At 74.0% G+C, this 22,651-nt stretch carries 20 protein-coding genes, 1 tRNA gene and 2 pseudogenes; 9 read left to right on the top strand and 14 right to left on the bottom strand.

Features of this window, described 5'->3' with window-relative positions:
- Positions 1–7 precede the first annotated feature (7 nt).
- Positions 8–682, bottom strand: a complete 675-nt coding sequence (locus V2J85_RS27230; RefSeq protein ID WP_261952408.1) for a hypothetical protein — start codon at positions 680–682, stop codon at positions 8–10.
- A gap of 47 nt (positions 683–729) precedes the next feature.
- Here V2J85_RS27230 and V2J85_RS27225 point away from each other — a divergent pair, with 47 nt between their 5' ends.
- Positions 730–918, top strand: coding sequence for a DUF5703 family protein (locus V2J85_RS27225; RefSeq protein ID WP_030416245.1), 189 nt, complete (start codon positions 730–732; stop codon positions 916–918).
- Positions 919–1,051: 133 nt separating this feature from the next.
- Here the strand turns inward: V2J85_RS27225 and V2J85_RS27220 are convergent, their stop codons facing one another.
- From V2J85_RS27220 to V2J85_RS27210, 3 genes are all read right to left on the bottom strand, one after another.
- A complete protein-coding gene (locus tag V2J85_RS27220; protein WP_330823041.1) occupies positions 1,052–1,948 on the bottom strand; it encodes a chaplin in 897 nt (298 codons plus the stop codon).
- Positions 1,949–2,134: 186 nt separating this feature from the next.
- Complete coding sequence (chpH, locus tag V2J85_RS27215) at positions 2,135–2,368, bottom strand: chaplin ChpH (protein WP_261952407.1); 234 nt, start codon at positions 2,366–2,368, stop codon at positions 2,135–2,137.
- A gap of 173 nt (positions 2,369–2,541) precedes the next feature.
- Entirely contained in the window at positions 2,542–3,867 is a 1,326-nt protein-coding gene (locus tag V2J85_RS27210; protein WP_330823040.1) for a M20/M25/M40 family metallo-hydrolase, read from the bottom strand.
- A gap of 231 nt (positions 3,868–4,098) precedes the next feature.
- Between V2J85_RS27210 and V2J85_RS27205 the strand changes: the two genes are divergently transcribed.
- The 4 genes from V2J85_RS27205 to V2J85_RS27190 all read left to right on the top strand — a co-directional run bounded on the left by V2J85_RS27205 (position 4,099) and on the right by V2J85_RS27190 (position 6,540).
- Positions 4,099–4,183, top strand: a tRNA-Leu gene (locus tag V2J85_RS27205).
- A gap of 139 nt (positions 4,184–4,322) precedes the next feature.
- Positions 4,323–5,291, top strand: coding sequence for a pseudouridine synthase (locus V2J85_RS27200; protein ID WP_330823039.1), 969 nt, complete (start codon positions 4,323–4,325; stop codon positions 5,289–5,291).
- An 87-nt stretch (positions 5,292–5,378) separates the two neighbouring features.
- Positions 5,379–6,053 carry an HAD family hydrolase gene (locus V2J85_RS27195; RefSeq protein WP_261952404.1) on the top strand — a complete coding sequence of 225 codons (675 nt, stop codon included), beginning with the start codon at positions 5,379–5,381 and terminating at the stop codon, positions 6,051–6,053.
- 34 nt (positions 6,054–6,087) lie between these two features.
- Entirely contained in the window at positions 6,088–6,540 is a 453-nt protein-coding gene (locus V2J85_RS27190) for an NUDIX domain-containing protein (RefSeq protein WP_330823038.1), read from the top strand.
- Here V2J85_RS27190 and V2J85_RS27185 read toward each other — a convergent pair.
- From V2J85_RS27185 to V2J85_RS27175, 4 genes and pseudogenes are all read right to left on the bottom strand, one after another.
- Positions 6,537–8,486 (bottom strand): HEAT repeat domain-containing protein, encoded by a 1,950-nt coding sequence (locus tag V2J85_RS27185; RefSeq protein WP_330823037.1) that lies wholly within the window; start codon positions 8,484–8,486, stop codon positions 6,537–6,539. The genes V2J85_RS27190 and V2J85_RS27185 overlap by 4 nt on opposite strands.
- A 110-nt stretch (positions 8,487–8,596) precedes the next feature.
- Positions 8,597–9,118: pseudogene (locus V2J85_RS41435) on the bottom strand (ATP-binding cassette domain-containing protein); the annotation flags it as partial.
- A gap of 582 nt (positions 9,119–9,700) precedes the next feature.
- Positions 9,701–10,228 (bottom strand): annotated as a pseudogene (locus tag V2J85_RS41430) (ATP-binding cassette domain-containing protein); the annotation flags it as partial.
- Between the two features lie 308 nt (positions 10,229–10,536).
- Positions 10,537–11,979 (bottom strand): cytochrome P450, encoded by a 1,443-nt coding sequence (locus V2J85_RS27175; protein WP_330823035.1) that lies wholly within the window; start codon positions 11,977–11,979, stop codon positions 10,537–10,539.
- 119 nt (positions 11,980–12,098) lie between these two features.
- Here V2J85_RS27175 and V2J85_RS27170 point away from each other — a divergent pair, with 119 nt between their 5' ends.
- The 3 genes from V2J85_RS27170 to V2J85_RS27160 all read left to right on the top strand — a co-directional run bounded on the left by V2J85_RS27170 (position 12,099) and on the right by V2J85_RS27160 (position 14,608).
- On the top strand, positions 12,099–12,506 hold the full coding sequence (locus tag V2J85_RS27170; protein WP_261952399.1) for a (2Fe-2S) ferredoxin domain-containing protein: 408 nt from the start codon (positions 12,099–12,101) through the stop codon (positions 12,504–12,506).
- 186 nt (positions 12,507–12,692) lie between these two features.
- A complete protein-coding gene (locus V2J85_RS27165) occupies positions 12,693–13,487 on the top strand; it encodes a response regulator transcription factor (protein WP_330823034.1) in 795 nt (264 codons plus the stop codon).
- Positions 13,484–14,608, top strand: coding sequence for a sensor histidine kinase (locus tag V2J85_RS27160; protein WP_261952397.1), 1,125 nt, complete (start codon positions 13,484–13,486; stop codon positions 14,606–14,608). The genes V2J85_RS27165 and V2J85_RS27160 overlap by 4 nt, the downstream gene beginning before the upstream one ends.
- 26 nt (positions 14,609–14,634) lie before the next feature.
- On the opposite strand, the gene V2J85_RS27155 is transcribed toward V2J85_RS27160, so the two are convergent.
- The 6 genes from V2J85_RS27155 to V2J85_RS27130 all read right to left on the bottom strand — a co-directional run bounded on the left by V2J85_RS27155 (position 14,635) and on the right by V2J85_RS27130 (position 21,051).
- Positions 14,635–15,942 (bottom strand): MFS transporter, encoded by a 1,308-nt coding sequence (locus V2J85_RS27155; protein WP_261952396.1) that lies wholly within the window; start codon positions 15,940–15,942, stop codon positions 14,635–14,637.
- Complete coding sequence (locus V2J85_RS27150; protein WP_330823033.1) at positions 15,939–16,637, bottom strand: helix-turn-helix domain-containing protein; 699 nt, start codon at positions 16,635–16,637, stop codon at positions 15,939–15,941. Before V2J85_RS27150 ends, V2J85_RS27155 begins: the two co-directional genes overlap by 4 nt.
- 71 nt (positions 16,638–16,708) lie before the next feature.
- A complete protein-coding gene (locus V2J85_RS27145; RefSeq protein WP_330823032.1) occupies positions 16,709–17,392 on the bottom strand; it encodes a cytochrome b/b6 domain-containing protein in 684 nt (227 codons plus the stop codon).
- Positions 17,376–18,041: a molybdopterin-dependent oxidoreductase gene (locus tag V2J85_RS27140; protein ID WP_261957197.1), complete on the bottom strand. Its 666-nt coding sequence runs from the start codon at positions 18,039–18,041 to the stop codon at positions 17,376–17,378. Before V2J85_RS27140 ends, V2J85_RS27145 begins: the two co-directional genes overlap by 17 nt.
- Before the next feature lie 150 nt (positions 18,042–18,191).
- Entirely contained in the window at positions 18,192–19,184 is a 993-nt protein-coding gene (locus tag V2J85_RS27135; protein WP_330823031.1) for a hypothetical protein, read from the bottom strand.
- A 211-nt stretch (positions 19,185–19,395) separates the two neighbouring features.
- Positions 19,396–21,051: an FAD-binding dehydrogenase gene (locus tag V2J85_RS27130; protein ID WP_330823030.1), complete on the bottom strand. Its 1,656-nt coding sequence runs from the start codon at positions 21,049–21,051 to the stop codon at positions 19,396–19,398.
- 219 nt (positions 21,052–21,270) lie between these two features.
- Here V2J85_RS27130 and V2J85_RS27125 point away from each other — a divergent pair, with 219 nt between their 5' ends.
- The gene (locus tag V2J85_RS27125; RefSeq protein ID WP_330823029.1) at positions 21,271–22,164 is read left to right on the top strand and encodes a DMT family transporter; all 894 of its coding nucleotides are present in this window, start codon (positions 21,271–21,273) and stop codon (positions 22,162–22,164) included.
- Positions 22,165–22,651 lie beyond the last annotated feature (487 nt).

Raw genomic sequence — 22,651 nt, 5'->3', positions numbered from 1 at the left:
TGCGCCCTCACCTCTCGCGGTCGAGCGGCTCCAGCAGGTCGTCGTCGCCCAGTTCCTCGTCGAAGACGGCGCTGACGTCGAAGCGGCACACCACCCGCTGCGGGTCCGCCTGGTCGAACGGCGCGGAGAGCCACTCCCCCGGTTCGGCCGGTTCGTCGGCGGCCGCCACCCACAGCGTGGAGTCGCCCTCCTCCAGGCCGAACTCCTTGTGCCGGGAGGCGATCTCGTCCGGTTCGAACTCCCCGAAGAGCACTCCCAGCGCCGCGTGGACGCTGCTGCCGACGACCGCGGCGGCGTCCACGGAGGGTCCCGCCGCTTCGTCGGCGGCGTCCGGATCGAGGTCCGCGATGCGCTGCGCCTGGTGCAGCAGCCGCTGCGGTTCGGCAACGGTGTAGTCGCGCCGGATCAGCACGCTGAGCGCGCTGGGATCCTCCGGGCCCGCGTAGGCGGGCAGCGCGTCGCTGCCGGGGATCTCGAAGGGGGTGACCTCGTCGTAGGTGTCGTAGAGCAGCTCGTCGTACACCTCGGCCGCGGCGGCGAGCTCGTCGAACGCGGCGTAGACAGCCGGATCGTCCTGCCCCGAGCGGCGTTCGACCGCGTCGAGGTGACGGTCCAGCGCGGCTTTGACCGCCTCGGCGGCGGCACGTACCTCGGCAGCGGAAGGCTGCGCAGCATCAGACATAGTGCAGACGCTATCCGTACCGGGGCCGGTCCCGCACAATAGATGCGATGCCGGAATACGAATTCTGCGATGTGTACGTGCCACGGGGCGTTTCCCGGAAGGCCACCACACGCCTGCTGACCGACCATGCCGAGTACGGACACTGGGAGTTGGACCGTCTGCGTCTGAACCCGGACGGCAGCCGCAAGGTGCGGCTGCGCCGCCGGATCATCCGACAGCTCCGCGCCACGTGGTGACCACCACCGGCGCGTGAACAGCAGAGCGGGCCCCGCCTCGGCAGGGCCCGCTCAATGGTGCGCTCGTGCGCGCTCAGCCACCGCTCGTCACGGAACGCTGATCACCGCATGATCGCCGCGTGTGCGCCGCCGTTCACCGGCGGACGGCACGCGCCTTGCGGTACAGCACCGCACCTCCGAGCAGCATCCCGGCCGCGGCCGGAACCGCGTAACCGGCAGCGCCGGCGCCGGTCTCCGCGAGCTGCTGCCGGGGAGCCGGCACCACCTGGCTGTGCGGCGCGGTCTGCGACTGCGCCGCCGGGGTGTGCCCGCCGCCCTGCTGCGGGGTCGCCGGCTGGTGCGGCTTCCCCGGGTGCTGGGGCTTCCCCGGGTGGTGCGGCTTGCCCGGGTGCTGCTGCTCCGGCTGGTGCGGCTTGCCCGGGTGGTGCGGGTGGTGCGGGTGGTGCGGGTGGTCACCGGTACCCGGGTGGTGCGGCTTCCCGGGGTGGTGCGGATGCCCCGGGTGCTGCGGGTTGCCGGGGTGGTGGGGCTGGCCCGGCTGGTGCGGACGGCCCGGCGCCGGCGCCTCGTTGGCGCAGTCGTTGCCGAAGACCGGGTTCAGCAGACCGACCACGGAAACGCTGTTGCCGCAGGCGTTGACCGGGACGTCGACCGGCGCCTGGACATTGTTGCCGGAGCCCACACCGGGCGAGTTCGCGGTGCCGCCCGCGGCGCCGGCGCCACCGTGGTGGCCACCCCCGCCCGGGTGCCCACCCTGGTGGTGGCCACCCGCGTGGTGCCGGCCGCCGACGTCATTGGCGCAGTGGTTGCCGAACGCGGGGTTCAGCAGACCGATGACGTTGACGGTGTTGCCACAGGCGTTCACCGGGACGTGCAGCGGTACCTGGACATTGTTGCCGGATCCCACGCCGGGCGAGTTCACCGCGCCACCGGCGGCCCCCGCATCCGCGTGTGCGTAGCCGGCGACCGCGGCGAGTACGCCGCCCGCCGCCGCCATGGTGATCAGGCCCTTTCTTGCGACCTGTCTCATAAATAGTTCCCCTGCCTAGTGCCTTACAGGAATTGCGTGCGCGCGACGATCCCCCGGGGAGACCGGGGGATCATCCGCTCGCCCACCGAAATACCCAGAGGCCCCGGAATGCGTGCCACGCATTCTGGAGCCGAACCGGATCAGACCCTTACGGGTGCAGGTACAACGTCAAACGGCGCCAGAAAGTCACTTGTTGACGCAGTAGTTGCCGAAGGCCGGGTTCAGCACACCGACCACGGAGATCGTGTTGCCGCAGGCGTTCACCGGAACGTGCACCGGCACCTGGACGACATTGCCGGACACGACGCCCGGAGAGTGCACGGCAGCGCCCTGGGCACCCGCGTCGGCGGCGGCCAGGCCGGCACCGGCGAGCACCAGACCACCGGTGGCCGCCGCAGCAGCGACGATCTTCTTCAGCATTGTTCCTCCTCGTGGGCAATGCGGCCCCAGCCGCGGACCGCACACCCTGCAACGAGGAAAAGGACGTTGAAGCTACGAACACATCAAAGTGTTCACTCTTTCCGGCGACACCGGCGCGAACGGCAGGAAATCCGCGCCGATTTCGGCTTCGGCGACCCCTCTTCCCGCGGGTTTCAGCTCTGTTCGATGAACCGGTCGAGCACCCGCACCCCGAACTTCAGTCCGTCCACCGGAACCCGCTCGTCCACGCCGTGGAACATTCCGGCGAAGTCCAGCTCCGGCGGCAGCTTCAGCGGCGCGAAGCCGAATCCCCGGATTCCCAGATCGTCGAACGACTTGGCGTCCGTACCGGCGGACAGCATGTACGGCACCGCGCGCGCGATCGGGTCCTCGGCCTGCAGCGCCGACTGCATCGCCTCGACCAGCGCCCCGTCGAACGTGGTCTCCAGCGCCTTGTCCGCGTGCACGTCCTCGCGCCTGACCCGCGGGCCGAGGATCCGGTCCAGGTCGGCCAGGAACTCCTCCTCGTAGCCGGGCAGGAAGCGCCCGTCGACGTGCGCGGTGGCCTGGCCCGGGATCACGTTGACCTTGTACCCGGCGCCCAGCTGCGTGGGGTTGGCGGTGTTCCGGAGCGAGGCGCCGATCAGCTTGGCGATGCCGCCGAGCTTCGCCAGCGTGCCGTCCATGTCCTCCGGGTCGAGCTCGGTGCCCAGCGCGTCGCCGAGCTCGTCCAGGAAGACCCGCAGCGTCTTGGTCACCCGCACCGGGAACTCGTGCCGCCCCAACCGCCCGACCGCCTCGGACAGTTCGGTGATCGCGTTGTCCTTGTGGATCATCGAGCCGTGGCCGGCCGAGCCGTCCACGGTCAGCTTCATCCAGTGCATGCCCTTCTGGGCCGTCTCGATCAGGTACAGCCGCAGCTGCTCGTTGACCGTGAAGGAGAAGCCGCCGACCTCGCTGATCGCCTCGGTCACCCCCTCGAAGAGCTCCGGGTGGTGGTCGACGAGGTACCGCGCGCCGTAGGTGCCGCCGGCCTCCTCGTCCGCGAGGAACGCCAGCACGATGTCCCGCGGCGGCTTGCGGCCGGTGCGCAGCCGGTCCCGGACGACGGCCAGCGTCATCGCGTCCATGTCCTTCATGTCGACCGCGCCGCGCCCCCAGACACACCCGTCCGCGATCTCCCCGGAGAACGGGTCGTGGGTCCAGTCGGCGGCGTTGGCCGGCACGACGTCGGTGTGCCCGTGGATGAGCAGCGCGGGCCGGGAGCGGTCCTCGCCCTCGATACGGGCGACGGTCGACGCGCGCCCCTTGTGCGACTCGAAGATCCGCGGCTCCAGGCCGACCTCGGCGAGCTTCTCCGCGACGTACTCGGCGGCGGCCCGCTCACCCGGGCCCGAGTGGTCGCCGTAGTTGCTGGTGTCGATCCTGATCAGGTCCCGGCACAGGTCGACGACCTCGTCCTCGCCGGTCACCGTACGGGCCGGCTGTGACTCGCTCACGCTGCCTCCTCTTGGTTCACGGCCGCGTCGCGCGCCCCGAGGCGCCCGGTCCGCGGCGGGGGTCCACCGCCATCCTCCACCCCGGCCGCGCTGTGCCCAAGGCCGCAATACTCCCGACATCCGCTGGTCACAGGCCCGCGCCCGGTCACATGTACGGATGATCGACCACCCCCGAACGTTTGCTATTGTTTTCCACGTCGGAACGGCGCAGGCCGCACCGGCAGACACCTGGTCCGGGTGGCGGAATGGCAGACGCGCTAGCTTGAGGTGCTAGTGCCCTTTATCGGGCGTGGGGGTTCAAGTCCCCCCTCGGACACACATCACTATCGAAGCCCGCTTGGCACCGGCCGAGCGGGCCTCGGTGTTTTCCGACGTTCATCGCTTCGACGTCATACCTTCGATGTTCATCGCTTCGATGTTCATCGCTTCGACGTTTACGCCCGCCCGGAGATCCCGTGAGACGCCGCTCCCCCGTGCCGCCCGCCCCGTTGCCGCAGCGTGACGGGATCGATCCGGTGCGGATACGGCTGCCGGCCGATCCGGACGGGGCGTGGGGCACGGTCGGGGAGCATCTCGTGGCGCGGTTCGGCGGGGCGATCGGGGCCGGGCGGGTGGCACAGATGCTGCGCACGGGCCGGTTCGTGGGCGTCGAGGGGGCGCTGAGCGGCGGCGAGCCGTACCGGGCGGGGCGGTACGTGTGGTTCCACCGGGACTTCGCGCCGGAGGCGCGGGTGCCGTTCGAGGTGCGGATCGTGCACCGGGACGAACGGATCGTGATCGCCGACAAACCGCACTTCCTGGCCACCACACCGCGCGGGCAGCACATCACCGAGACCGCGCTGGCCCGGCTGCGGCGCGAGCTCGGACTGCCGGCGCTGCAGCCCGCGCACCGGCTGGACCGGCTGACCGCGGGGCTGGTGCTGTGCGTCGTACGGCCCGAGGACCGGGGTGCGTACCAGGGGCTGTTCGGCGGGCGCCGGGTGCGCAAGGAGTACGAGGCGGTGGCGCGGTACGACGAGGGCGTGGCGCTGCCGGTGACCGTGCGCAGCCGGATCGTCAAGGAGCGCGGGGTGCCGGCGGCGCGGGAGGTGCCCGGGGCGGTGAACGCGGAGAGCCGGATCGAGCTGGTCGAGCGGCGGGGCGGGCTCGGGCGCTACCGACTGCTGCCGGCGACCGGGCGGACGCATCAGCTGCGGGTGCACATGAACGGCCTGGGGCTGCCGATCCTCCATGATCCGCTGTATCCGGGCGGGGGTGACGCGGCGGGTGCGGCGGAGGCCGGTGGTGCGGCCGCCGAGGACTTCGGGGCGCCGTTGCAGCTGCTGGCGAGGGCGCTGGAATTCCGGGACCCGGTGGACGGGCGGGAGCGCCGGTTCGAGAGCGGGCTGCGGCTGGCGGCGTGGCCGGGGGCTGCGGCCGGCTGACGTCCGCCGGCGGAATTTACGGTGCGGGCGGGGGCCCGGCGTCCGTAGGGTGCGGGGGTTGGTGAACTGGGGCGAAGGGCTGGCCGGATGCTGATCTTTGACGCGGACGACACGTTGTGGGAGAACAACGTGATCTTCGAGCGGGTCATCGACGAGTTCCTGGAGTGGATGGTGCGGCCGGGGCTCGACCGGGCGGCGGTGCGGACGGTGCTCGACGGGATCGAGGCCGCGAACGCGCCGACGCTGGGGTACGGCAGCAAGGTCTTCCTGCACAGCCTGGGCGAGTGCGTGGCGCGGCTGCGCGGGCGGGCCGCGACGGCCGAGGAGACGGCGCGGATCGCCGGGTGGGCGGCCGCCTTCGCCGGGGACCGGGTGGAGCTGATGCCCGGGGTGGCCGAGACGCTGGCGGAGCTGGCGCGGCGGCACGAGTTGCTGCTGCTGACCAAGGGCGACGCCGAGGAGCAGGAGCGGAAGGTGACGGCCTCAGGGCTGACCCGGCACTTCCGCGGGGTGCACATCGTGCCGGAGAAGGACGTCACCACGTACGAGCGGCTGAAGCGCGCCTACGACCTGGTGCCGGACGAGACCTGGATGATCGGCAACTCCCCCAAGTCGGACATCCTGCCGGCGCGTTCGGCCGGGCTGAACGCGGTGTTCATCCCGCACCAGCACACCTGGGTGCTGGAGCACGACGAGCTCGACCCGGACGACAAGAAGGTGCTGCGGCTGTCGGCGTTCCACGAACTGCTGCGGCACTTCTGAGGGCGGGCACCGACGGGACGTGAGGAGGGACGACGTGGGAGAAGGAACCGGTGCGGTGCGGCGGCCGGGGGTGTCGTGCGTGTTCGTGTGCCATGACGGGGCGGGGCGGGTGCTGCTGGCGCGGCGGAGCGCCGGGGCCCGGGACGAACCGGGGACGTGGGACTGCGGCGCCGGGGCGCTGGAGTTCGGCGAGACCTTCGAGGCCGCGGTGGCGCGCGAGGTGTACGAGGAGTACGGCACCCGGCCGCTGGGCATCGAGCGGCTCGGTGTGCGCAATGTGCTGCGCGGCGATCCGGTGGACTCGCACTGGGTCGCGGTGGTCTTCGCGGTGCGGGTGGCACCGGACGAGGTGACGATCGGCGAACCGCACAAGTTCGACGCGCTGAGGTGGTGCCCGCCGGACGCCCTCCCCACACCGCTGCATTCGCAGTGCGGGGAGAGCCTGGCGTTGTTCGTGCGGTCCGCCTCGTCCCCGGGGGCGGGCTAACGCCCGTCTCCTCCGGTGAGGGCCGCCGCCGTGCGCTCGGCGGCTTCCAGGAGCTGTTCGTCGGCGCGCAGGTCGGCGTCCTCGGAACCGGCGTGGAGCGGGAGCCGGGTGCGCCGGTCGATCAGCGCGCGCAGGTGCGGGAGCGCGGGACGGGCGTGCGGTCCCATGGCGGCCAGGGTGGTCATCGCGACGGGCCCGAAGAGGTCGTCGTCGAGGTAGTCCGGGAGTACGGCGAGGAGTTCCGCGGCCACCGGCGGGCCCTCGTTCCGCCACAGCACGAGGGAGCCGCGGACCTGCATGGCACCGCCGCGCCCGAGGACGGCGCCGCGCAGCCGCGCGGACTGCTCGGGGTCGAGGCCGCCGTGGTCGAGCAGCCATTGGAAGAGGGCGGAGTGGTCCGCGGTGGGGCGGCGGCCCTCCGGTGGATGGGTGCGCAGATAGGTCTCCAGGGGCGCCCGGTCGCCGGTGATCCGGGCCAGGGCCAGTGCGCCGTGGCCGGGGCGCCGTCGGGAGTCGCGGGTGAGGGTGGTGAGCAGCGGCACCGCGGCGGCCGCGGGCGGGCCGATCCGGCCGAGCGTGCCGACGAGTGAGAGCTCGGGCCAGGTGGCCAGTGCGGCGCCGCGGGCCTCGGCCGTCTCGCACGCGTTACGCAGCGCCGTGAGGAGGTCGGGGACGCAGGGGGCGGCGGCCGCCGGATCGAGGGCGTCGAGGACGCCGAGGGCGAGGGAGCGGGCGTCTCCGGTGTCGGATCGGAGCAACGTGCGTGCGTAGGCGGCCAGTTGGCCGGTGTCGGCGGCTCCGGCACGGAGCAGGCCGCGGAGCGCGGCGAGCATGCCGGGCGGGCGGGCGCCGGCGGTCAGCAGGGCGTGGACGTACGGGGCGGCGCGCGGGTCGCCGGTCGTGGCGAGGGCGTAGGTGACCTCCCAGGCGACGGCGTCGAAGGGGCCGGCGCCCGGGCCGGCGGGGTCCGCGGCCGGGGCCGTGGTGGGGTCCGGGAGCAGGGCGGCCAGGGCGTCGGCGGACCGGCGGGTGGCCGTGCGGGAGGCGCACAGGGCGTGCACGACGAGGGTGCGGAGGTCGGGCGGTGCGGTGGGCAGCAGCCGGACGAGGTGCGGGGCGAGGGTGTCGGGGGCGGCCCGCCACTCCTGGAAGGCCCGGTGGGCCAGCTGCACCCCGACCCGTCGCCCGTAGGCGCCCGCATCGCCGGCCAGCAGCCGGGGGGCGGTGGCGTAGCAGTCCGCTTCGCGTTCCTGGCGGTACAGGGCGCGGCCCCAGCGGGAGCCGACGGAGTAGCCGCGGTCGGCGTCGTGGGCGGTGAGCGCGGTGACCTCCGCCAGGGTCTGGGCGTCCAGTTCCGGCCACTGTTCGCGCGGGGCGGTGGCCAGCTCCTCCAGGCAGCCGAGCAGCCGGATCTCGGGGAGCGGGTCGGTGCGGAGCGGGCCGGGCGGGCAGGAGGTGCCCGGGGTGCCGAGCAGCGCGTCGGCCAGGGCGATCCGGGTGACGGGGTCGGTGAGTTCGCCGAGGGCGGTACGGGCGCGGTCGGCGGCGCCGGTGCGTACGAGGAGCCTGGCGGCGGCCCGGCGGACGTCCGGGTCCGGGTCGTGGAGCCGGGCCCCGGCCGCCTCGACCGGGGCCGGCCAGGGCGTCCGGCCGTGCGTGAGCTCGCCGAGCAGGGTGAGCACGGTACGGCGTACGGCGGGGCTCACATGCCGTGCGAGCGCCAGCAGTTCGCGGGTGACCGGGCCGTCGGGGTCGGCGCCGACCGCCTCGAAGACGGCGGTTCTGGCCGGGGTGCCCGGGGAGAGGACGGATCCGTCGAGGACCGCCGCGGTGAGCTCCGACGGGTGGTCGGGACCGGGGGCGGTCGACGGAGTGGCACCGTTCGACGGGCCGGAGGCGGTCGACGGGGCGGAGGCCGGGTCCTGGCCCGGCGTCCGCGTGGTCATCGGGTGGGGCGGTGGCCGCCCTTCCTGTAGGTCATGAGGAGGATCATGGGCCACGGGAAGGGCGGCGGCAACGCATTTACCGAGCGGGCCCGCCGCCGTGCGCCGCGGTCCTACAGCGGGGCGATATCGGTGAGTTCACCGTCCTCCAGGGCGAGCCAGCGGGTGATGCCCAGTTCCCGGAGGAACGTCAGGTCGTGGCTGACGACCACCAGCGCGCCCTCGTAGGACTCCAGGGCGGTGACCAGCCGGCGGACCGAGGCCATGTCGAGGTTGTTGGTCGGCTCGTCGAGCAGCAGCAGCTGCGGGGCGGGCTCGGCCAGCATCAGCGCGGCGAGCGAGGCGCGGAAGCGTTCACCGCCGGAGAGCGTGCCGGCCCGCTGGTCGGCCCGGGCGCCCTTGAAGAGGAAGCGCGCGAGCCGGGCCCGGATGCGGTTGTTGGTGGCGTCCGGGGCGAAGCGGGCGACGTTCTCGACGATGGTCAGGTCGTGGTCGAGGACCTCCAGTCGCTGGGGGAGGAAGCGGTGCGGGACGTGGGTCTGTGCGGTGCCGGACTCCGGTGGGATCTCCCCGGCGAGGGTGCGCAGGAGGGTGGTCTTGCCGGAGCCGTTGCGGCCGGTGAGGGCGATCCGCTCGGGGCCGTGCACGTCCAGGTCGGCGCGGGCGCCGTAGCGGGTGCGCAGGTCGCGCAGGGTGAGCACGCCGCGGCCCGGCGGGACGGCGGTGTGCGGCAGGTCGATGCGGATCTCGTCGTCGTCCCGGACCGCTTCGACGGCCTCGTCGAGGCGGTCCCTGGCTTCCTTGAGGCGTTCGGTGTGCAGGATGCGGTGTTTGCCGGCGGAGACCTGGGCCTCCCTCTTCCGTTCGTTCATGACGATCTTGGGTTCGCGCTTGTTGGCGCTCATCTTGTTGCCGTAGCGGACCCGGCGGGCCAACTTGAGGTGGGCGTCGGACAGTTCGCGTTTCTGGCGCTGGACGTCGGCCTCGGCGACCCGCACCATCCGTTCGGCCGCCTCCTGTTCGGCGGCCAGGGCGCGTTCGTAGTCGTCGAAGTTGCCGCCGTACCAGTGGATCTCGCCGCCGCGGAGGTCGGCGATCCGGTCGACCAGGCCGAGGAGTTCCCGGTCGTGGCTGACCACGACGAGCACGCCGGACCAGCCGTTGACCGCGGTATACAGGCGCTCGCGGGCGGCCCGGTCGAGGTTGTTGGTGGGCTCGTCGAGCAGCAGGACGTCCGGCCGGCGCAGCAGCAGGGCGGCCAGCCGGAGCAGGACGGATTCCCCGCCGGAGATCTCGCCGATGGTGCGGTCGAGGTCGATGCCGGTCAGTCCGAGCTGGTCGAGGGTGGCGCGGGCCCGCTCCTCGACGTCCCAGTCGTCGCCGATGACGGTGAAGTGCTCCTCGCTCGGGTCGCCGTTCTCGATGGCGTGCAGGGCGGCGCGGGTCGCGGCGATGCCGAGTGCCTGGTCGACGCGGAGCGCGGTGTCGAGGGGGGCGTGCTGCGGGAGGTAGCCGATCTCGCCGGTGGTCCGCACGCTGCCCGCGGACGGGGTCAGCTCGCCCGCGAGGAGCTTCAACAGGGTTGATTTTCCACAGCCGTTGAGGCCGATCAGGCCGGTGCGGCCGGGGCCCACGGTGAGCTGGAAGTCCTCGAAGACGGGGCTGCCGTCGGGCCAGCCGAAGCCGAGGCCGGAGCAGACGAGGGACGCGGCGGAGGCGGCGCGGGATGCGGGGGTCTGGGACATACGGGTCTCCTGGGTGCGCGGAAGGTGTGCGGAAGCTGCGCGGGAGACACCGCGGGGGGACGCCGAAGGGCCGGGTGCGCCGGGGTACGCCGGTCGGGCACGCCGAGGTCACGGACGGCGCCACGCGGTACGTCAGGGCGTACGCGTGCGCGCGGTGTCTCAAGACCTCAGACGAGCAACGGCCTTCTCCAATCGGCGGCAATGGGGCCGAGGAAGACGGTACGGGGGACGCCGCGAAAAGGCAAACGCATTTTTCGTTGCGTTTGCCGGGGGCGGTGTGTCGCGCCGGCGTCCCCGGAAACCCGGCCCTACTCCCCCGCCCCGTCGCGCGGGCGCAGCCGCACCCGGGCGGGGCCGGTCGGCTGGAGGGTGATGCCGGCGGCGACCGGCACCTCCTCGTCCACGGCGTGCAGTTCGTACTCGCGCAGGAGGGTCGCCAGCGCGAGCACCGACTCCAGCATGGAGAAGTGCTGCCCGATGCAGGCGCGCGGACCGCCGCCGAAGGGGAACCAGGCGTACCGGTGCCGGTCCGCCTCCCGCTCGGGTGCGAACCGGCCCGGATCGAAGCGTTCCGGGTCCGGCCACAGCGCCGGGTCGCGGTGCGTCACCCACGGCGCGACCACCACGTCCGCACCGGCCGGTATGCGGAACCCGCAGATCTCGGTGGCCTCCACGGCCCGCCGGCTGACGACCGGTGCCGCCGGGTAGAGCCGCATGGATTCCTTGAGCGCCTGCGTCAGGTACGGCAGCCGGTCCAGGTCGGCGGCGGTGGGCACCCGGTCCGCCAGCACCCGGTCGATCTCCGCCCGGACCCGGGCCTGTTCCTCGGGGTGGCGGGCGAGGAGGTGCAGGGTGAAGGCCAGCGAGGTCGCGGTGGTCTCGTGGCCGGCCAGCAGGAAGATCAGCACCTGTTCGCGGATCTCGGTGGCGTCCAGCGAACCGTCCTCGGCGTTGCCGGCCGCGGCCAGCAGCGAGAGCAGGTCCTCGCCCTCGGCGTCGTCCGGGCCGTCCGCCGCTCCGCCCGCCGCGCGGCGGCCGGCGATGATCCGGTCGCACAGCGCGTCGAGTTCGTCCATGGCGGCCCGCGCCCGCAGATTGCCCGGGGTCGGCCAGTGCCGCGGGATCTTCACCGGCACGTAGGCGCGCTGCACGACGTAGGCGTTGATGACCGGGGCGCAGCGGTGGATGGCGGTCACCGCCTCCTCGGCGTCCAGGCCGAAGAGGATCCGGGCGACGGTGCGCAGCGCGAGCCGGTTCATCTCGGGGACCAGGTCGACGGTGGCGTCCTCGGCGGTCCGCCAGCGGTCGACGACGGTGGCGGCCTCGCCCGTCACGGCCGAGGCGTAGCCGTCCACCCGGCGCTTGGTGAACAGCGGCTGCACCAGCCGCCGTTGCCGGAGGTAGTCGGCGTCCTGGCTGGTGAGCAGGCCGTTGCCGAACGCCTGCCGGACCTCCTCGTACAGCGGGTGGTCCTTGCGGAAGTTGGCGGCCTGGGAGGCGAGGATCTGCTGGACGCCCTCGGGCGCGAAGACGGCGTGGAACACGCTGCGCAGGCCGGGCGGTCCGGCCTCCAGGCGGACCACGTCGCCGTGTGCGCGCCGGGCCCTCTCGAACGTGCTGAGGGAGTCGCGGCGCAGGTCGAGCATCGAGCCGAGGAGGGGGAGGCCGGCCGGGCCGGGGATGTCGTCGATGGGGGCCGGGACGGGCCGGGAGCCGGACGGGGAGTCGGGCTGGGAGTCGGTTATGGGCATGGTCGGATGTCTATCCCGGCGACGGGCGTTCCTACCCCCGGCCGGGGCCCGGGCGGAATGTGGCGGGAAGGCGCAGGGGGCCGAGGCGGTGCCGGGCGGGGCCGCGTAGCATGGGCCGGATGATCAACAAGCGTGCCGGCCGCCCGGCCACCGCGGCCGCGGCGTCCTGCCGGGTCACCGTCTGCCGCGGTTGCTGCTGCGGCGATGCGGCCAAGATCCCGGGCGTGGACCACACCGGTCAGATACCCCGGCTGCGGGCGGCCCTGGACGGGGCGGCACCGGTGCGCGCCTCGGACTGCCTGGACGTCTGCGACCAGGCGAACGTCGTGGTGGTACAGCCCTCACCGGCCGGCAGGGCGGCGGGCGGCCGCCCGGTGTGGCTGGGCCTGGTCAACGACGACGACGCGCTGGCGGACATCGCCGCCTGGATCCGGGCCGGCGGTCCCGGCCTCGCCGAGCCGCCGGGCGTCCTGGACCTGTACACGATCACGGTGTCGCGGCGGGTGCGGGAGGGACTGGCGGACTGAGGCCACGCGTCCTCCCCGGCGTCCGGCTCCTGCCGCCGGTCGCCCCGCCCCGCCGTCACCCCACCCGCCGTCATCCCTCGCGCCGGTTACCGGAGTCTTACGGACGCGGGCCGGGCCGCGCGCCGCGGCGCCCGGTGGTGTTGGCTTGGGGCCATGAGGTCTCTCCCGGGAAGGGCCCGCTGACCCGTGCACCACGAACCGCCGCCCGCCGCTCCCCCGCCCGCCCCCGCACCCGGGCCGCCCCGGCGCGTCCTGGTCGTCGAGGACGATCCGACCGTCGCCGAGGTCGTCACCGGCTATCTCTCCCGCGCCGGATACGCCACCGAGCACGCCGCCGACGGGTTCGCCGCGCTGGACCGGGCCGCGGCCTTCCGGCCGCACCTGGTCGTCCTGGACCTGATGCTGCCCGGCCTGGACGGCCTGGAGGTGTGCCGCCGGCTGCGCCGCGCCGACGACGGGCCCGCGGTCCCGGTGGTGATGCTGACCGCCCGCGGCGAGGAGGCGGACCGCATCCTCGGGCTGGAGCTGGGCGCGGACGACTACGTGACCAAGCCGTTCAGCCCGCGGGAACTGGTGCTGCGGATCGGCTCGGTGCTGCGCCGCGCCGAGTCCCCGCCGCCGGCCGCGGCGCCCGCGCCCGTCCTGCGGGCCGGGGACCTGACCGCCGACCCCGAGGGCCGCCGGGCCGACCGTGCCGGACGCGTACTCGCCCTCACCGCCCGCGAGTTCGATCTGCTGGTCTTCCTGATGCGCCACCCGGGGCGGGTCTTCTCCCGGGAGGAGCTGCTGCACCGGGTCTGGGGCTGGGAGTTCGGCGATCTGTCGACGGTGACCGTCCATGTGCGGCGGCTGCGCGAGAAGATCGAGTCGGATCCGGCGGCGCCCCGGCTGGTGACGACGGTCTGGGGCGCGGGCTACCGCTTCGATCCGGCAACGGGCTCCCCCGGGCCGGGAGAGGCGGACGAGGGGTGTCTGCCATGACGGACTTCCTGGTCATCGTGGCGCTGGCGGCGCTCGGCGCGGCGCTGGTGGGGCTGCTCGCCGCGCCCGCGGTACGGGCGCTGCGGCGCCGTTCGGTGGCGCTGTCGCTGTTCGCGGTGGCGGCGCTGGCGGTGGCCGCGATGGCCGCGGGCACGGTGGCGGTCGCCCAGGCGATGTTCCTGTCGGGGCACGACCTGGGCGTGGTGATGGCCGTGGTGGCGGTGTCCGGGGTGGTGTCGCTGGCGGCCGCGCTGCTCTTCGGCCGGCGGATCGCGGCGGGCAGCCGGGAGCTGGCGCGGTCGGCGCGTACAGTCGGCAGCGAGGGCGGATTCGTCGCGCCGGACGAGCCACCGACGGCCGAACTGGCCGCGCTGTCACGGGCGTTGGAGGAGACCAGCGCCCGGCTGGCGGCGGCCCGGGAGCGCGAGCGGGCGCTGGACGGCTCCCGGCGCGAGCTGATCGCGGGGATCTCGCACGATCTGCGGACCCCGCTCGCCGGACTGCGGGCGATGGCCGAGGCACTGGAGGACGAGGTCGCCGAGGACCCGGCGCGCTACCACGCGCGGATCCGGATCGAGGTGGAGCGGCTGTCCGCCATGGTCGACGACCTCTTCGAGCTGTCCCGGATCCAGGCCGGGGCGCTGGCCCTGACCCTGTCGCGGGTGTCGGTGTACGACCTGGTGGACGACGCGCTGACCGGGGCCCGGCCGCTGGCGCGGGCGGGCGGGGTGCGGCTGGTGGACGGCGGGGTGGCGCCGCTGCCGGTGCGGGTGGACGCCCAGCAGATCACCCGCGTCCTGGGCAATCTGCTGGTCAACGCGATCCGGGCGACCCCGGCCGAGGGGACCGTCGCGGTCAGCGCCCGGCAGGAGGCGGACCGGGTGGTGCTGGCCGTCGAGGACGGCTGCGGCGGCATCCCGCCGGAGGACCTGGCCCGGGTCTTCGACACCGGCTGGCGCGGCGGCAGCGCCCGCACCCCGCGCGCGGACGGCCAGGCCGGTGCGGGCCTCGGCCTGGCGATCGTGCGCGGCATCGTGGAGGCCCACGGCGGCCGGGCGACGGTACGGAACGCCGGCGCGGGCTGCCGGTTCGAGGTGGCGCTGCCGGGGCCCGGGGCGTGACGGGTCCCGGGCGCGGGCCGGCCGGCTCAGTTGCGGGCCGCCGCCCCGTCCCGTTCCTCCGGTTCGGGACCGTCGGCGTGGTGCGCGTCCTCCGTCCGGTGCTCCGGGAGGTCCCGCACGGTACGGACCGGTGAGAGGACCAGGGTCAGGGCGGCGAGCGGCACACCGGCGGTGGTGATCCACAGCGCGGTGCGGACGCCGAGGGCGGAGCCGAGCGCCCCGCCGAGCAGGGCACCCAGCGGCAGCGTCCCGTAGTTGAGGAAGGCGCTGCTGGCGACCAGGCGGCCGAGCAGGGACGGCGGGCAGTACCGCTGCTGGAAGCCCGCCTTGAGGATGTTGCCGCCCACCACGCCCGCGCTGACCCCGAAGCTGCCCGCCACGTAGAGCAGGGTGCCGGCACCCTGGGTGGTCAGCGGGATGAGCAACGCGGCGCCGGGCAGGCCGAGTTCGTACAGCAGCATGGCGCGGGCGGTGCCGAGCCGGGCGGCGGCGCGGCGCACCAGGAACGCGCCCGCGATCCCGCCGGTACTGGCCAGCGCCAGCAGCCCGCCGACGGCACCGGACGGCAGGCCGACCTCGCGCACCAGGAAGACGGCGACCAGCGACTGATAGCCCATCAGCGCGAGGTTGGAGAGCGCGCCGAAGAGCGTCAGCGTACGGAACCACACGTCGCCCGCGACCAGCCGCACCCCCTCGGCGACCTCGGCGGGCAGGGAGCGCGCTGCGCGGCCGCCGTTGCGTTCCGCCGGGTGGGGTTCGCGGTGCCGGATGCCGAGCAGGCACAGCAGCGCGACGAGGAAGGTGGCGGCGTTGGCCAGCAAGCCGCCCACCGCGCCGACCAGTTGGGTGAGGAGGCCGGCGGTGCCCTGCCCGGCGATCTGCGCGGCGGAGGCGCTGCCGTGCAGCTTGGCGTTGCCCTCGGCCCGGTCGGCGGGGTCGAGCAGGGTGGGGAGGTAGGCGCTGTAGGCGGTCTGGAAGACCACCGCGGCGCCGCCGGTCAGCAGGGCCACCGCGAGCAGCGCTCCCAGACCGAGCCCGCCGTACCGGGCCAGGACGGGGACGGCGGCGAAGAGCGCCAGGGACAGCGCGGCGGAGGCGAGCATCAGGGGGCGGCGGCGGACCCGGTCCACCCATACGCCGACCGGGAGGCCGATCAGCAGCCAGGGCAGCCAGCCGGTGGCGGCGAGCAGTCCGACCGCGAAGGTGGAGGCGTGCAGCGTGGACACCGCGACCAGCGGCATGGCCACGTTGGTGACCGCGGCCCCGAACTTCCCGGCCGTCTCGCCGCACCACAGCAGCCGGAAGTCGCGGTGCCGGCGGAGCAGTCCGCTCATCGCGCGCCGCCGTCCCCGCCGTCCCTCTCCTTGCGCGGGAAGGACTGCACCTGGACGAGGACGGGTCGCTCCGGCGCGCCGTCCACCACGTTCCCTGCCCCTTCCCCCTCCCCCTCCCCCTCCTCTTTCCCTTTCCCGTCCGCGTTCGCCTTCGCGTCCAGGGCCGCCGCCCGGTGCCGTTCGACGACGGCCGCCAACTCGGCGTTGAGCGCTGCCAGTTGGTCGGCCGTCAGGCGCAGGTCCGGCCAGCGGGCGAGGGTGCCGGCGTTGCGCCACTCCGGCTCCCAGTCCTCGGTGAGGTAGGTGACGACCTGGTGGAAGTCCCGCTGGACGATCTCGTGGAGGTAGACCGACAGGGCCCCGCGGGTGTCCGGATCGTCGCGGAACTCGACGGTGTCCAGGTGGCGGGAGACCCGGACCGCCCGCCACCAGCGTTCGCGTTTGGTGCCCCGGCCGGTCTCCTCCTCGATGAAGCCGTGGTCGGCGAGGTGGCGCAGATGCCAGCTGACGGTGCCGGTGTTCTCGCCAAGGCGCCGGGCCACCCCGGTCGCGGTGTCCGGGCCGTCGAGGGTCAGCAGGTCCAGGATGCGCATCCGCAGCGGGTGCGCCAGACCGCGCAGGCTCCGGGCGTCCAGCCGGCGCACGGGGAGGGCGGTGGACGGCGGAGTGGGCGGTATTGAGGCATCGTCAGGCATGCCGCGAGCATAGGTTTGCAGAGAACTCTCTGCACAGGGTTCTCTGCAGTCCCCTTACCGCACCAGACCCGCTACGGGTTCCCGGGCTTCCCGTCCGCCCCGTCCGGCCCGCGCTTCCCGTCCGCCCCCTCCCCCGGCCGCCACAACGGGTGTTCGCGCCGGGCCCATGCCGCCTCGACCGATCCGGTGCGCAGACCCACCCTCGACTCGGGGTCCCGGTACGCCATCCAGACGTGGCCGCCGATCACGATGAGGAGGCTGAGGGCGAGCCAGTCGTGGACGAAGGTGGCGCCGGTGCGCCAGACCAGGGGCGCCAGGTGCGTGAACCACATCAGCAGGCCGGTGCCGGTCATCACCAGGACCGCGCCGGCGAGCCAGGCCGCGTACAGCTTCTGGCCGGCGTTGAACTTCCCGGCCGGGCGGGCTCCCCGGCGACGCAGTACGGCCCGCAGCCAGGTCCGGTCGTGCGGGCCGAAGCGGTTGAGGCGGGTGAGGTCGGCGCGCAGCGCACGGGAGGCCAGGCCGAACAGCAGCGGGACCGGCAGCAGGATGCCGGACCACTCGTGGAGGGTGACCATCAGGGCGCGCCGGCCGACGAGTTCGGCGAGGAAGGGGAGGTAGAGGCAGGCCGCGGTGGCCACGCAGACGGCCATGAGGGCGCCGGTGGCCCGGTGCACCCGGTGTTCGGCGCGGGTGAAGCGCGGGACGCGGGGGCGGTCCGCGGCCGCGGCGGCGGACTCAGGTCGTGGGGACATCGTCCCGTCCGTTCGACCGGCCGACCCAGGCATCGACGTCATATCCGAGCTGCTCCCAGTATCCGGGCTGGACGTGGTCGGTGACGGTGATCCCGGAGAGCCACTTCGCCGACTTGTAGAAGTACATGGGCGCGACGTAGAGGCGCACCGGCCCGCCGTGGTCGTGGCCGAGCGGCCGGTCCTGCATCCGCAGGGCGATCAGCACGTCGTGGCGGCGGGCCTGTTCGAGGGTGAGGGACTCGCTGTAGGCGCCGTCGAAGCAGGTGAAGCGGACGGCCTTGGCCTCGGGGCGGACACCGGCGGCGTCGAGGAGGGTGGCCAGGCGCACCCCCTCGAACGGGGTGCGGGGCACCCGCCAGCCGGTCACGCACTGGACGTCGCGGACCAGCCGGGTCTGCGGCAGGGCGCGCAGATCGGCGAGGCGGTAGCTGGCGCGGTGGCGCACCAGGCCGTCGACGGTGAGGCGGTAGCTGTGCTCGTCCTTGTCCGGGACGGAACCGGTCACCGAGTAGTAGCGGAAGCCGCCGCCGGCGGGCAGCAGACCGGACAGGCCGGTGGGGTCGTTCTGCGCGGCCGCGCCGAGGGTTTCGTCGTAGGCGCGCTGGAGGTAGGGGGCCGCGGCGACGCCGGCGGCACCGGCCGCGAGCATCCCGAGCACCACCCGGCGGCCGACGGGCGTGCCGCGCCGGTCCCCGTCGTGGTCGGCCGGGCGGGCCGGATTCGCGTCCTTGGTCACCCCTCGATTCGAACACCCCACGGGCGCCGGGGCCAGTGTCCGGGCCCCGGCGTCAGACTTTCGTCATGTGCCGGTGCGCCCGAACCCCCGGGCCCGGCGGAGTGCGGTGGCCCGGGCGGCCCGGAAGGCGCGGTCGGGATCGCGGCCCGGGTACGACCAGGGGGCGCGGGTCCGGTGGCGGCCGATGCGGGCGAAGAGGGTGGCGGCCTCGGCCATCCGTCCCTCGTGGAAGGTGGCGTGGGCCAGGAAGTTGAGGTCGACCTTGCCGCGGGGGTGGTCCTCGCCCTCCCATTCCAGCCACCAGTCGAAGGCGGCCTGCCGGAGCCTGTGCGCGTGCCGGGTGTTCCAGTGGCCGGAGTCCGCCGGGTCGGGCGGCTCCAGGCCGGCGGCGGCCCGTACGCGGTAGCGCTCGGCGTGGGCGACGACCGGGAGCAGGGCGAGCGGGGAGTCCGCGGGGGCGCGGGCCGCGGCACGGGCGGCGAACTCGTGGGCCGGGTGGCGCGGGTCGTCCGCGGCGTGCGGCTGCTGTTCGGCCAGGCAGGCGGCCATCAGGTGGTGGGCGTGGTGGTGGTCGGGGTGCCGGGCCCGGATCTGCCGGAAGGCGTGGGCGCGGGCGTCCTCGGTGCCGGTGCGGCGGGCCAGGATCAGCGCGCCGAGCCAGGGCGTGGGGTCGTCGGGCAGCAGCCGGGCGGCGGCCGCGCAGGCCGCGGCGGCGGCGCCGGTGCTGGTCTCGCCGCGCAGCGCCCGCCGGACGGTGGCGACGGCGAGGAGGGTGGCCGCGTCCCCGCTGTCCGGTTCGGCGAGCTGCCAGTCACCGGCCCAGGCGGCACTGCCCTGGCAGCCGGCCAGGACCGTTAATCGGTGGCCCCGGCGGTCCCAGTCGGTGCCGGTCTCGGCGAGCAGGGTGCGCACCCGGGCCCACTGGCCGAGCGCCAGGGCGTCGGCGGCGACGGCCAGTTCGGCGTCGTCCAGCGCGGGGCCGGGGGCCGGGCCGGCCGCGCGGCCGGTGGGGCCGGGGGCCGGGGGTGCGAGGGGCGGCGAGGGGGAAATCGACATCACGGGTCAGCGGGCTCCATGGCGCGCCGCGCCGGTCGTGCGCCGCACCTGTCGTCCTTGGTGGGCGGGGCCGGGTCTGCGCGCGCCTGTGCAGAGGGTGACGGTCTGGTCCGCACCAGTCATCACGCACAGCAAAGCGCTACGCAGAGCTCCCCGTCAAGGCGGAAAGGGGAATGGCTGGATCCGCCGACCTCTCCGCGGTCCCCCACTGTCAGGCCACCGCCCGGGCCGCCGCCCGGCCCGCCGTACGGCCGGAGAACAGGCAGCCGCCGAGGAAAGTGCCCTCCAGCGAACGGTACCCGTGCACCCCGCCGCCGCCGAAGCCGGCCGCCTCGCCGGCCGCGTAGACGCCCGGCAGGGGCGCGCCGCCGTCGGTCAGCACCCGCGAGGAGAGGTCGGTCTCCAGCCCGCCGAGCGTCTTGCGGGTGAGGATGCTCAGCCGGACGGCGATCAGCGGGCCCGCCTTGGGGTCGAGCAGCCGGTGCGGGGCCGCGGTGCGGATCAGCCGGTCACCGAGGTACTTGCGGGCCCCGCGCATCGCCGTCACCTGGAGGTCCTTGGTGAAGGAGTTCGCGATCTCCCGGTCCCGGGCCACGATCTCGCCGCGCAGCGCGGCCTCGTCGATCAGCGGCTCCTTGGTGAGCGCGTTCATCCGCCGTACGAGGTCGGGCAGCGCGCGCTCGACGATGAAGTCCGCGCCCCGGTCCATGAACGCCTGCACCGGACCGGGCGCCCCGCCCCTGGCCCGGCGCAGCACGTCCCGGATGCTCTTGCCGGTCAGGTCGGGGTTCTGCTCGGAGCCGGAGAGCGTGAACTCCTTCTCGATGATCTTCCGGGTGAGCACGAACCAGGTGTGGTCGTGGCCGGTGCGCATGATGTGTTCGAGGGTGCCGAGGGTGTCGAAGCCCGGGAACAGCGGCACCGGCAGCCGCCGGCCGCGGGCGTCCAGCCACAGCGGGGAGGGGCCGGAGAGGATCCGGATGCCGTGCAGCGGCCAGATCGGGTTCCAGTTGTCGATGCCCTCGGTGTAGTGCCACATCCGGTCGCGGTTGATGATCCGCCCGCCGGCCGCCTCGGTGATGCCCAGCATCCTGCCGTCGACGTGCGCGGGCACCCCGGACAGCATCCGCTCCGGCGGGGTGCCCAGGCGCTCGGGCCAGTTGGCGCGCACCAGCTCGTGGTTGCCGCCGATCCCGCCGGAGGTGACGATCACCGCCTGCGCCCGCAGCTCGAAGGCACCGGTCACCTCGCGGCTGCTGGGCTTGCCGCGCGGGACGTCCGAGGGCTCCAGGACCTCACCGCTGACCGTGTCCACGTCGCCGGCGCTGCGGGTGAGCGCGGTGACCCGGTACCGGAAGCGGAGGTCCACCAGACCGCGCGCGGCCCCGGCCCGCACCCGGCGCTCGAACGGGGCGACCAGACCGGGGCCGGTGCCCCAGGTGATGTGGAAGCGCGGGACGGAGTTGCCGTGCCCGGTCGCGGCGTAGCCGCCGCGCTCGGCCCAGCCCACGACGGGGAAGAGCCGCACGCCCTGCCGGTGCAGCCAGGACCGCTTCTCACCGGCCGCGAAGTCGACGTACGCCTCGGCCCATGCGCGCGGCCAGTGGTCCTCCGGACGGTCGAATCCGGCCGTGCCGAGCCAGTCCTGCCACGCCAGGGCGTGGCTGTCGCGGATCCGCATCCGGCGCTGCTCGGGTGAGTCGACGAGGAACAGGCCGCCGAAGGACCAGTGCGCCTGCCCGCCGAGGGACTGCTCGGGCTCCTGGTCGAGCAGGATCACCTTGCGGCCGGCGTCCACCAGTTCCGCGGTGGCCGCCAGCCCCGCCAGCCCCGCTCCGATCACGATCACATCAGCGTCGTACGCCATCAGCAGCCTCTCCTCGCCGGGGCCCGCCGGGCACCCGGCCGCCCCGGACCACCCGGGTGGAAACGATCCTCAGTGCACCCGACTGCCGCGTCAACCGTCCGTTACCGCGCAGTAGAGGAGGGCGCGCGGGAGAATGGGGGGTGACCAGGGCCACCCCTCACCCGCCGCCGGATGGCTATCCTCAGGCGCATCCCCCGCCCCGCGCGATAGAGGTGCGACGTGACGGTGATACTGCTCGCCCTTGGAGCGGCCTGCTGTCTGGGACTCGGCTTCGTACTCCAGCAAGCCGCCGCACAGCACGCCCCCATGAAGGACTACCTCTCCATCCGCCTGCTGCTCGACCTCGTGCGGATGCCCCTGTGGGTGGCCGGCATCGGCCTGATGGTGGTGGGCATGGCGCTGGGCGCGGTGGCGCTGGGCATGGGCGACATCACTCTGGTGGAGCCCTTGCTGGCGACCAATCTGCTCTTCGCGATGGCACTGTCGAGGCGGCTGACCAAACAGCGCCTGGGCCGCACCGGCTGGGCCGGACTGTGGCTGCTGGCCGGCGGCGTCACCGCGTTCATCGTGGCCGGCCGGCCACGGGGCGGTCAGCGCAGCACCGATCACCTGTGGCAATGGGTGATCATGGGCCTCGTGCTGGGCATCGCCCTGACGCTGGCGGCGGTCGCCAAACGGGAGCGGGTGCACGTCAGCCTGGAGGCCGCGCTGCTGGGCGTGGCGGCCGGCTTGATATACGGCCTGCAGGACGCACTGACCCGGATCAGCGGCGAACACTTCGGCCAGGGCGGCTGGTCGGCCCTGCTCACCAGCTGGCAGCCGTACGCCATCGTGGTCCTCGGTGTGCTGGCACTGGTGATGGTGCAGAGCGCCTTCGAGTCCGCGCCGCTGCGGCTCTCCCTGCCCGCGCTGACCGCCGCCCAGCCGCTGGCCGGGATCCTGTGCGGAGTCGGTTTCCTCGGCGACCAGCTACGGGTCACCGCCGGCGCGCTGGCCTGGGAGGTCGCCGGAATCGCGGCCGTGGTCGCGGGCATCGTCCTGATCGGCACCCACCCGGCGATGCCACCGGGCGCGGGGCGTCCGGAGGACGTCCGCGCGATGCAACCGCATTGAGTTTGCTCCCACGTACCCGTCTGTCCCGCCGCGGGTCGTCTCGCCGTTGCGCTTTGCGGCGCCTCCCACGTACCTGTCTGCGGCGCCGCGGGTCTTGCTCGCCGTTGCGCCTGCGGCGGGCTGGGTTGTTGTTGGGTGCGGTGACGGGCCTCCGGGGCCGGTTGTGTGGACTGCTGACGCTTTACGTCCACACAACCGGCCCCTCCGGCCCGCCCCCTCCCGTGAGAGGGAAAGAAACGGCGGTGGGGGTGCACGTAACGCCCACACGCGCGCAGCCAACAGACAACGCCCGCCCCCAACCAGCTGAGAAACTCCCACCCACGGGAGGGGCTGGACCGGAGGACGAAGTCTGGAGGGCCGGCACCGCACCCGACAACACCACGCCCGCCGCCAGGCGCAACGGCGAGACGACCCGCGACGCCGCAGACGGCTACGTGCGGGGCGCCGCAAAGCGCAACGGCGAGCAACCCCGACGGCGGGACAGACG

It is taken from the genome of Streptomyces bugieae (assembly GCF_036352915.1).
Lineage (GTDB): Bacteria > Actinomycetota > Actinomycetes > Streptomycetales > Streptomycetaceae > Streptomyces > Streptomyces endophytica.
This window is presented reverse-complemented; position numbering and strand designations above follow the sequence as displayed.